The sequence below is a fragment of the Oceanospirillum sp. genome (genome assembly GCF_982874595.1).
Genome location: NZ_CEYNZH010000015.1, coordinates 69,765 through 78,430, shown reverse-complemented (window position 1 = coordinate 78,430; position 8,666 = coordinate 69,765). Strand labels below are relative to the sequence as shown.

Genomic DNA, 8,666 nt, shown 5'->3' with positions numbered 1-8,666 from the left:
CTCAGGCCATGGCAGCCGGATAAATAAAGTGTCCAACTTTATGGGGTCACTTCAAACAAACCTGTTTACCGGGCTTTTGTCATTCTAAAGAACAGTGTTTAGATCGCACGGGCAATCTGCTCCATCTGTTGTCCGGTATTAGCCATGGCGGCGCTCTGGTGGCTGATCTGCTGGGTTTCATCTTGCAGAACCGATACGGCCGATGCGAGGTGGCCAATATTGCTGTTCACCTCTTCCATAGTGGCCTGTTGTTCTTCCGTGGCGCTGGCGATCTGCAGGTTCATCTGCTCCAGTTGGGTTACAGCCTGCTGAATATCGGTCAGTGCCTGCTCCGCTTCTTTAGAGCGTTCTACGGTTTCAACCGCTTCTTTGGCTCCGGCATCCATGGTGCCGATGGCATGAACAATCAGCTCGCGGAGCTCCTGAATAACGCTTTGGGTCTTCTCGGTAGACTTGCGGGTCTGTTCCGACAGGGTTCGAACCTCGTCAGCCACTACGGCAAAGCCCCGTCCGTGTTCACCGGCACGGGCGGCCTCAATAGCGGCATTCAGTGCCAGTAGATTAGTTTGTTCGGCGATGCCGGTGATGCTGTCCAGCACTTCACCAATCTGCTCGCTGGAGTGGTGCAGTTGTTGCAGCTCTTCAGCCGCTGCGCTGATTCGATTAGATAGCGAGGTGATCTGCTTCTGATTGTGCATCAGCGCTTCATGGCCTTTGTTGGCCTGTGCTTTGACCCGGATGCTTTCATCGGAAGCCTGTTGGGCGCTATGGGCGACTTCTTCAAAGGTGTTGGTCAGCTGATTAGCGGCCGAGGCGACCTGATCCATCTCTCTGGACTGGCTAACAACCTGCTGGTTCAGCGTAGAGCCTGTGTTTTCGAGAGTTTGTGAAGCGCGGGTCAGGTCCCCGGCAATGCCAATGATCTGATCGACAGACTGTCCCAGTTTTTCCATAAAGCGGTTAAAGCTATTGGTAACAGCCTGAATCTCACGGGGGCCTGAGGCCTGCAGGCGAGCATTAATGCCGCTGTCGTCGCTGGTGACCACTTCCATCGCTTCAACCAGTCGGTGAATCGGTTTTGCCAGTGACAAACTGGCCATGGTCACAAGACCGATAATAATGGCCAGAACCGCAAGCATGATGACAACAAGAAAGCTGGATAAACGGTTGGCGGTAGCGTAGAGCTCGTTAGTGGGTACGGATACACCAAAGGTCCACCCCGGGGTGTTTTTAATAGGGGTAAAAATCATGGTGACGGGTTCACCCTGAATATTCAGGATATCGCCGGTGCCTTTTTCTCCGGCAACCATTCTGCGGCCATGTTCATCAAGGCCGGTAAAGCCGCGCTTGTCGGCATCGGTGACGTTGACCGTCATACGCGCTTTTTCTGAGGGGTGGGCAACCAGAAGGCCGGTACCGTCAACAATCCAGGCGTAGCTGCCATCGGTCAGGTGGATGTTGTCGGTGATTTGAGTCAGCATCTCAAGGGTAATGGTTATCGCAAGAATTCCTGAGATATTGCCGTTGTCATCTTTAACGGAACGGGCGATGACCGAAATGGGTTTATTGGTGGCTTTGGAGACGATAGGGTTCGTCAGAATCAGGTCTTTTTTTCCGCTCAGCAGGTCTTTAACGTACTGACGCTCACTAAGGTTAGCCTTTCCGGTTTTGCCATTATTAGCCAGATAGACAGCCTCAGCGTTGGTATCTACAAAGAAAATCATCTCAGCGAGTTTGAGTTCTTTCAGATTGCCCGAGAACCACCTCTGCAGCGATGCGTCGCGACGGTCACTGGAAAGCATTGGTGTTGTTGCCAGCATTGAGACCTGTTCCTGCAGGCCAGCAAGGATTGCACCAACCTCACCGGCATGCCCTTCAGCCACCTGCTCACCGGAAGTCAGCATGATTTCAGAGGTCTCTGCTTTGATTTCGGTGTAGATCCAGAAGGTAAGGCCGCTCATCAGAATGAGGATGGGCAGCATGACGGTTATTAGCATCTGGGTTAACAGGGGCGTACCTGAAGCTGAGTGCTTTCCTTGTGCGCTCATAGCGACATATCTCCTTGGTTTGTTGCTTGAATTATTATTGTTTGTTGCTGTTCCTTCACACATCGTCAGCCGGATGCGCAAGTGCCTCAATTAGGCTTTGTAACATTAGGTAATGTTATGGGAATAAGGCCTGTAAAACCAGAGTTATATTAAGGAATTACCGACGTACAAAGACCGCTTCTACGACGCGAACTTTGTCTTCGGCAAGGTTTGCCATCACATTTTTGCCCATTTCCAGAAAGCGCTCACCAAAAATGATCTGAGGATTCAGTGGTGAGGCGGTCTGAGTTTTCCCTCTCTGACTTGAGCCGGCTTCCCGCTGGGTGTGTTTTTTTCGCCAGGCGAGGGCATTATCTGTGACATCGGTAAAGCGATTCAGCTCAAAGCCTGCTGCCGCAAGCAAAGCCGTTAACTCGTCTTTATCCGGTAGGTGGCTGTGCTCCAGGTCAGAGGCCCAGGGAACAGGAAGCTTGATCGGGTCTGTATTACTGCCTGCGATCACTTCATGCAGCAGAAGTTGCCCTCCGGGTTTCAGGCTTTGCGCCAGAGTTTCCAGAAGTGCTTTTTTATCCGGGATGTTCATTAAGGTGTGCTGGCTGATGATCAGATCCTGGCTTTCAGGGGCAACCTGAATACTGCAGGCGTCAGCACAAACAACCCGGATGTTATCCACTGACATGCGCTTGTTGATCTCTAAATGGGCGTCACTGAAACTGTCCGTGATATCAATGGCTGTGACCGAACAGGGGACCTGTTCAGAGATAAGGCGTGCGGTGCCTCCCAGTCCGGAGCCGATTTCCAGCACATGGCAGCCGGACGGCAGATCAACCTGATCGATCAGTTGTTGTGTTGCCTGGCGGCCGCCAATGTGTAGCTGATCAATGGGGGCAAGCAGGTTGCTGTTAAGTTGGGTGTCCGGGTCGATACCGGCAGAGCGAAGTGAGCTTTCAATCTGTTGCCAGAGTGAATCTTTGGATTGGTAGTGTCGGATTATCGCACTCATGAAAAAATTCCTTAACAGCAGGCGTTGTGATCGATTGAAAACAAATAAACCACTTCTGAGAATGCTTTATTAGCAGATATAAAAAAGCGACTCTTTCTTGTATCAAAAGAGCCGCTTTGAGTCACTTATCCGTCAGGCTTAAACAGGTTTCAGCCTGACTGATGCGTCAATTTCCGGGGAAGTGTTTAGCCTTCCAAACCCAGTTCTTCGGTACTTATCTCACGCATTTTGAACTTCTGGATCTTACCGGTCACCGTCATCGGGAAGTCACGGGTGATCTTGAAGTAACGCGGCACCTTGAAGTGGGCGATCTTGCCTTTACAGAACTCGCGGATCTCTTCTTCTGACAGGTCTTTACCTTCGTGCAGAGAAACCCAGGCCATCACTTCTTCGCCGTATTTCTGATCCGGTACACCGATCACCTGAACGTCGCTGACATCAGGATGGGTGTAGAGGAACTCTTCAATCTCGCGAGGGTAGATGTTCTCACCGCCACGGATGATCATATCTTTGATACGACCTGTGATAGCGACATAGCCTTCATCATCCATCTCGGCCAGATCGCCGGTATGCATCCAGCCGTTTTCGATCGACTTGGCGGTGGCTTCTTCGTTGTTCCAGTAGCCCAGCATCACACTGTAACCCCGGGTGCAAAGTTCGCCTTTTTCGCCACGCTCAACCACGTTGCCGGTTTCAGGGTCCACCAGTTTCACTTCAAGGTGCGGGTGAATGGTGCCTACGGTGGATACACGCTTCTCAATCGGTGCATCCATCTTGGTCTGGAAACTTACCGGGCTGGTTTCGGTCATGCCGTAGCAGATGGTCACATCTTTCATGTGCATCTTGGCGATCACTTTCTTCATCACCTCAATCGGGCAGATAGAGCCTGCCATGATACCGGTGCGCAGAGAACTCAGGTCGAAGGAGTCAAACTCAGGGTGTTCCAGCTCAGCGATAAACATGGTCGGTACGCCGTACAGGGTTGTTGCTCGTTCTTCAGCAACCGCCTGCAGGGTGGTCACCGGATCAAAACCTTCTGCCGGATAGATCATGGTTGCGCCGTGGGTGATACAGCCCAGGTTACCCATTACCATGCCGAAGCAGTGATACAGAGGCACAGGGATCACCATGCGGTCCTGATCAGTCAGGTCCATACCACGGGCAACGAAGTAACCGTTATTCAGGATGTTGTGGTGGCTCAGGGTTGCGCCTTTCGGTGCGCCTGTGGTGCCGGAGGTGTACTGAATATTGATCGGATCATCAAACTGCAGGGTCGCCTGCAGATCACGCAGTTCCGCATCGGTGGTTTTGTCGTGCATGGACATCAGATCAGACCAGGTCCACATACCTTCGGTGGCCAGATCTTCGTCCAGACAAACCACACGTTTCAGCTGAGGCAGTTTCTCTGATTTGAACTGGGAGGCAACGCTGTCGCGCAGCTCAGGAGCCAGTTCGCAGATCATGTCAACGTAGTGGGAAACTTTAAATTCACCCTGCAGAATCAGGGTGCTGGTGCCGGACTGCTTAAGCGCATATTCCAGTTCATGGGTACGGTAGCTGGGGTTAATGTTCACCAGAATCGCACCGATCTTGGCGGTGGCAAACTGAGTAATACACCATTCGGCACAGTTCGGTGCCCAGATACCCACGCGTTCACCTTTTTCGACACCCATGTGCAACAGGGCTTTGGCACAACGATCAACCTCGGCCTGCAGCTCTTTATAGGTGTAGCGAAGACCCTGATGACGGGAGATCAGAGCATCATTATCAGGGAACTTGGCGACGGTCTCGTCGAACAGATCACCAATGGTTTTACCGATCAGGGGCATGTCGCTGATGCCGCTGACGTAGCTCATTGCTTTTGTAGTCATAACCCACCTTCTAGGTTGATTTTATTGTTGTTTTAACGGGAGCATGCCTGCTCCTAAGTCCTCGTTACCGTTGGCGCTGTTATTGTTGTTACCAGCGGTATATGAATTCTTTTAGGCTTTTGACTGACGTTTCTAAGTTGTATTGGCCCGCAGTTTTGAGCGGGCAGACCTGCTGTTGAGAGCCGGTCAGGAGTAGTAAATTACCTCAACAGATATTTTTCTGATTAAGTGCTCAATGGCTTCGGATCTGAGCGGTGTCAGGCCGATTTGCTCTTCTTCTTGTTGAGCACTTCATCCAGAGCTTTCTGACAACGATCCTGCACCAGATTTAATTCAGTCTGGACTCGCTGGATATCCTGCAGCTGCTGATCCAATTCAGCTCTTTTTTCACTGAGAATGCCAAGAATCAGGTTCAGCTGTTTCTCATCGCCTTCCAGCGTGGTGTCGTAGAGATCAAACAGCTCTTTAGTTTCAGCCAGGCTGAAGCCAAGGCGTTTGCCCCGCAGGGTCAGCATCAGACGAACCCGGTCTTTTTCGCTATAGATTCGCGTCTGGCCGTTTCGTGTCGGCGATATCAGGCCCTGCTGTTCGTAGAAACGAATCGTGCGGGTCGTGATATCGAACTCTTTAGACAGCTCGCTAATGCCGTAGGTTTTTTTCGTGATCTTTTTTGATGAGGTCATATTGTTAGAAGCCGTCGGTATGTCTGCCTGTCTTTCAGGCTAACTCTATCCAAAGTTTACGTTTACGTAAAGGTGAAAACAAGTCGGGGCCGTTGAAATCAGTTTAGCCCCGTTCTGGCCCGGTAAATAATGCTTTAAGGGATGTTGGTCGGTATCACCGGATTGCACTGATTAACTGTCTGAAATGACTGCTTATTTTAGCAAGAAAAGCCACTGCACAACATGGTCTGAACTTAAATGGAGTCGTGATTTTTAGCGATTAGAGTGCTCAGAAGAATAATTGATCAATGGCGCTGTTTTCTTCGGTACTGGGTGGGGGCGATGCCCATCACTTTCTTAAACAGGCGGGAGAAATAGTAGCTGTCTTCGTAGCCGAGGCTGTAGCTGATCTCTGAAATGCTCTGCTGGGTAATATCCAGCAGATAACAGGCGCGTTCGATTTTCAGGTGCAGGAAATGCTGGATCGGTGTCAGGCCTGTCAGCTCCTTATATTTGTTCACAAAATGGAACTTGGAGAGGTTTACCGCGTTGGCGATGGTATCCAGATCCAGTCGGGTGTGCAGGTTCTCCTGCATCAGGGCGTGAACGGTATTCAGATTCAGCTGGCTGGAGCGGGCGCTGGCGGTCGTGGGTTTCAGGAGCGCAATATAGGACAGGATCTGTCGAATCAGGTTAGCGGCATAAATAGAGGTATTGATGTTATAGCCACCGGTGCGACAGTCGATCAGGTGATCAAAGTCCTGAATAAGCTTGGGGTGGGTGCCGAACTGTTGTAAATGAAGCCCTTCAGCAAAACCGGCATGCTCTGCGGCCAGAGCGCAGTCCTCTCCTTTAAAGTGCAGCCAGTAAATACTCCAGGGGGCTTCATCACGTGTTTTATAGCGGTGGTCCGTTCCTGGTGGCAGCAGCAGGATGTCACCGGCATTCACCTCATGGTGCTGGTCTTTCAGCCAGAGATCAGCGCTGCCCTTAATGCAGTAGATCATCAGAAAATCATCATGATCCTGACGCTGCATCTGGTGTCCCAGGGCTTCTTTATAGTTACCGAAGGAGATCGGGTAGAGACCGCAGCTTAGCGGGTGTTGGCGCAACTTATCACGAAGAAACTGGGGTACCAGATAGCGAACACTGCCGGGCGGGAGCGGCCAGTCTGAGGTTTGCGACATTAGTCTGACTCACTTGTATGATTTTCCGGAAACAGCAATATAGTCCAGTAAGTGGGCAATTTAGTCAATCCTTGCCTCTTAAACCCTGTGCTAGTTTACTTGTATCCAAGCAACCGCTAGGTTTGTTAAAGAGCGCAAGAGACTGCAGGTCAGTGCGTTCTGGCGGTAAGTAAAAGCGGACGAGATGCTAACAACTGATGGATGCGTGTTTCTGTCAGCGATCTAACAACAATAAAGCCGGTTAACCGGACGGAAAAGGTGAAAATATGAGTTCAACTAAAAGAGTCCCGCTGTTTATTGATGGCGAGTTTGTTCAGAGTAAAACCGACAACTTCATGCCGGTAACGAATCCTGCTACTCAGGAAGTGCTGTGCGAAGTGCCTTTTGCGACTCAAAGCGAAATGGAAGCGGCTTACGAAAGTGCGAAAGCAGCGTTTGAAACCTGGAAAGAAACACCTATTTCTGACCGTGCCCGTGTCATGATGCGCTACCAGGCGCTGCTGAAAGAGCATCATGATGAGATCGCTGAGATCCTGAGTTCTGAAACCGGTAAAACTTTCGAAGATGCGAAAGGCGACCTGTGGCGTGGTATCGAAGTTGTTGAGCACGCGGCCAACATCCCAAGTCTGATGATGGGTGAAACCGTAGAAAACGTCGCCCGTGAAATCGACACCTACAGCTACATTCAGCCTCTGGGTGTATGTGCGGGTATCACTCCGTTTAACTTCCCAGCGATGATTCCGCTGTGGATGTACCCAATGGCGATCGCTTCCGGTAACACCTTCATCCTGAAGCCGTCAGAGCAGGATCCGCTGACGCCAATGCGTCTGGCAGAGCTGTTCGTAGAAGCCGGTGCACCTAAAGGTGTTCTGCAAGTGATTCACGGTGGTAAAGAGCAGGTAGACTTCCTGCTGCATCACCCGGATATCCGTGCGATCTCTTTCGTAGGTTCTGTGCCGGTTGGTCAGTACATCTACAAAACCGGTACCGACAACATGAAGCGTGTTCAGAGCTTCGCCGGTGCTAAAAACCATATGGTTGTAATGCCGGATGCGGCTAAACAGCGTGTAATCAACAATATTGCTGGTGCATCTGTGGGTGCTGCAGGTCAGCGCTGCATGGCGATTTCGGTCACCATTCTGGTGGGCGAAGCCCGCGAGTGGAAACACGACATTAAAGAAGCGCTGATGCAGGCGCGTCCGGGGGCGTGGAATGATCCGGGTGCAAGCTATGGTCCTGTAATCAGCCCTCAGGCGAAAGAGCGCATCTGCGGTCTGATCCAGAAAGGTGTTGATGAAGGTGCCGAGCTGCTGCTGGACGGCCGTGACTGTGTGGTTGAAGGTTATCCTGATGGTAACTGGGTTGGCCCAACGCTGTTTGCCGGTGTTAAACCTGAAATGACGATCTATCAGGAAGAGATCTTCGGCCCTGTACTGTGTCTGGTAGAGGTGGGTACGCTGGATGAGGCGATTGCTCTGATCAATAACTCTCCATACGGTAACGGTACGTCTATGTTTACCGCTTCCGGTGCGGCAGCACGTAAGTTCCAGCACGAGATCGAAGTGGGTCAGGTGGGTATTAACATTCCAATTCCTGTGCCGCTGCCATTCTTCTCGTTCACCGGCTGGAAGGGTTCTTTCTACGGTGATCAGCACGCTTACGGTAAGCAGGCGGTTCGTTTCTACACAGAAACCAAAACCATTACCGCGCGCTGGTTTAACGAAGATATCGAATCCGGCCCTAACTTCTCGATCAACCTGAAGTAAGCCGAACCGGCAGAACCTGAGTGATGTGGCTTCAGGTTCTGCCTTTAAAACAGAGGAAGCTGCCCCTTCCTCTGTTTTTATCCCTCAGTCTTTTTCCTTTAAAAACACAGTTTTAATCTTATTGCATTA

Annotated in this window: 6 protein-coding genes; 1 reads left to right on the top strand and 5 read right to left on the bottom strand. The window is 51.0% G+C overall.

What is annotated here, in order from left to right; all coding sequences use genetic code 11:
* Window positions 1–98: 98 nt before the first annotated feature.
* From AC4GL5_RS09265 to AC4GL5_RS09245, 5 genes are all read right to left on the bottom strand, one after another.
* Window positions 99–2,048, bottom strand: coding sequence for a methyl-accepting chemotaxis protein (locus tag AC4GL5_RS09265; protein ID WP_490382494.1), 1,950 nt, complete (start codon window positions 2,046–2,048; stop codon window positions 99–101).
* A 157-nt stretch (window positions 2,049–2,205) separates the two neighbouring features.
* Window positions 2,206–3,051, bottom strand: a complete 846-nt coding sequence (locus AC4GL5_RS09260) for a class I SAM-dependent methyltransferase (RefSeq protein ID WP_490382493.1) — start codon at window positions 3,049–3,051, stop codon at window positions 2,206–2,208.
* Window positions 3,052–3,236: 185 nt separating this feature from the next.
* Window positions 3,237–4,922, bottom strand: a complete 1,686-nt coding sequence (locus AC4GL5_RS09255; protein ID WP_490382492.1) for an AMP-binding protein — start codon at window positions 4,920–4,922, stop codon at window positions 3,237–3,239.
* A 257-nt stretch (window positions 4,923–5,179) separates the two neighbouring features.
* Window positions 5,180–5,605 carry a MerR family transcriptional regulator gene (locus AC4GL5_RS09250; protein WP_490382491.1) on the bottom strand — a complete coding sequence of 142 codons (426 nt, stop codon included), beginning with the start codon at window positions 5,603–5,605 and terminating at the stop codon, window positions 5,180–5,182.
* A 284-nt stretch (window positions 5,606–5,889) separates the two neighbouring features.
* A complete protein-coding gene (locus AC4GL5_RS09245) occupies window positions 5,890–6,771 on the bottom strand; it encodes a helix-turn-helix domain-containing protein (RefSeq protein ID WP_490382490.1) in 882 nt (293 codons plus the stop codon).
* A 266-nt stretch (window positions 6,772–7,037) separates the two neighbouring features.
* Here AC4GL5_RS09245 and AC4GL5_RS09240 point away from each other — a divergent pair, with 266 nt between their 5' ends.
* On the top strand, window positions 7,038–8,537 hold the full coding sequence (locus AC4GL5_RS09240; protein WP_490382489.1) for a CoA-acylating methylmalonate-semialdehyde dehydrogenase: 1,500 nt from the start codon (window positions 7,038–7,040) through the stop codon (window positions 8,535–8,537).
* Window positions 8,538–8,666 lie beyond the last annotated feature (129 nt).

What these genes read in the sequence shown, in the direction of transcription:
- AC4GL5_RS09265 (WP_490382494.1), bottom strand. Translation starts at nt 2,048, where the DNA reads ATGAGCGCACAAGGAAAGCACTCAGCTTCAGGTACGCCCCTGTTAACC.
- AC4GL5_RS09250 (WP_490382491.1), bottom strand. Translation starts at nt 5,605, where the DNA reads ATGACCTCATCAAAAAAGATCACGAAAAAAACCTACGGCATTAGCGAG.
- AC4GL5_RS09260 (WP_490382493.1), bottom strand. Translation starts at nt 3,051, where the DNA reads ATGAGTGCGATAATCCGACACTACCAATCCAAAGATTCACTCTGGCAA.
- AC4GL5_RS09240 (WP_490382489.1), top strand. Translation starts at nt 7,038, where the DNA reads ATGAGTTCAACTAAAAGAGTCCCGCTGTTTATTGATGGCGAGTTTGTT.
- AC4GL5_RS09255 (WP_490382492.1), bottom strand. Translation starts at nt 4,922, where the DNA reads ATGACTACAAAAGCAATGAGCTACGTCAGCGGCATCAGCGACATGCCC.
- AC4GL5_RS09245 (WP_490382490.1), bottom strand. Translation starts at nt 6,771, where the DNA reads ATGTCGCAAACCTCAGACTGGCCGCTCCCGCCCGGCAGTGTTCGCTAT.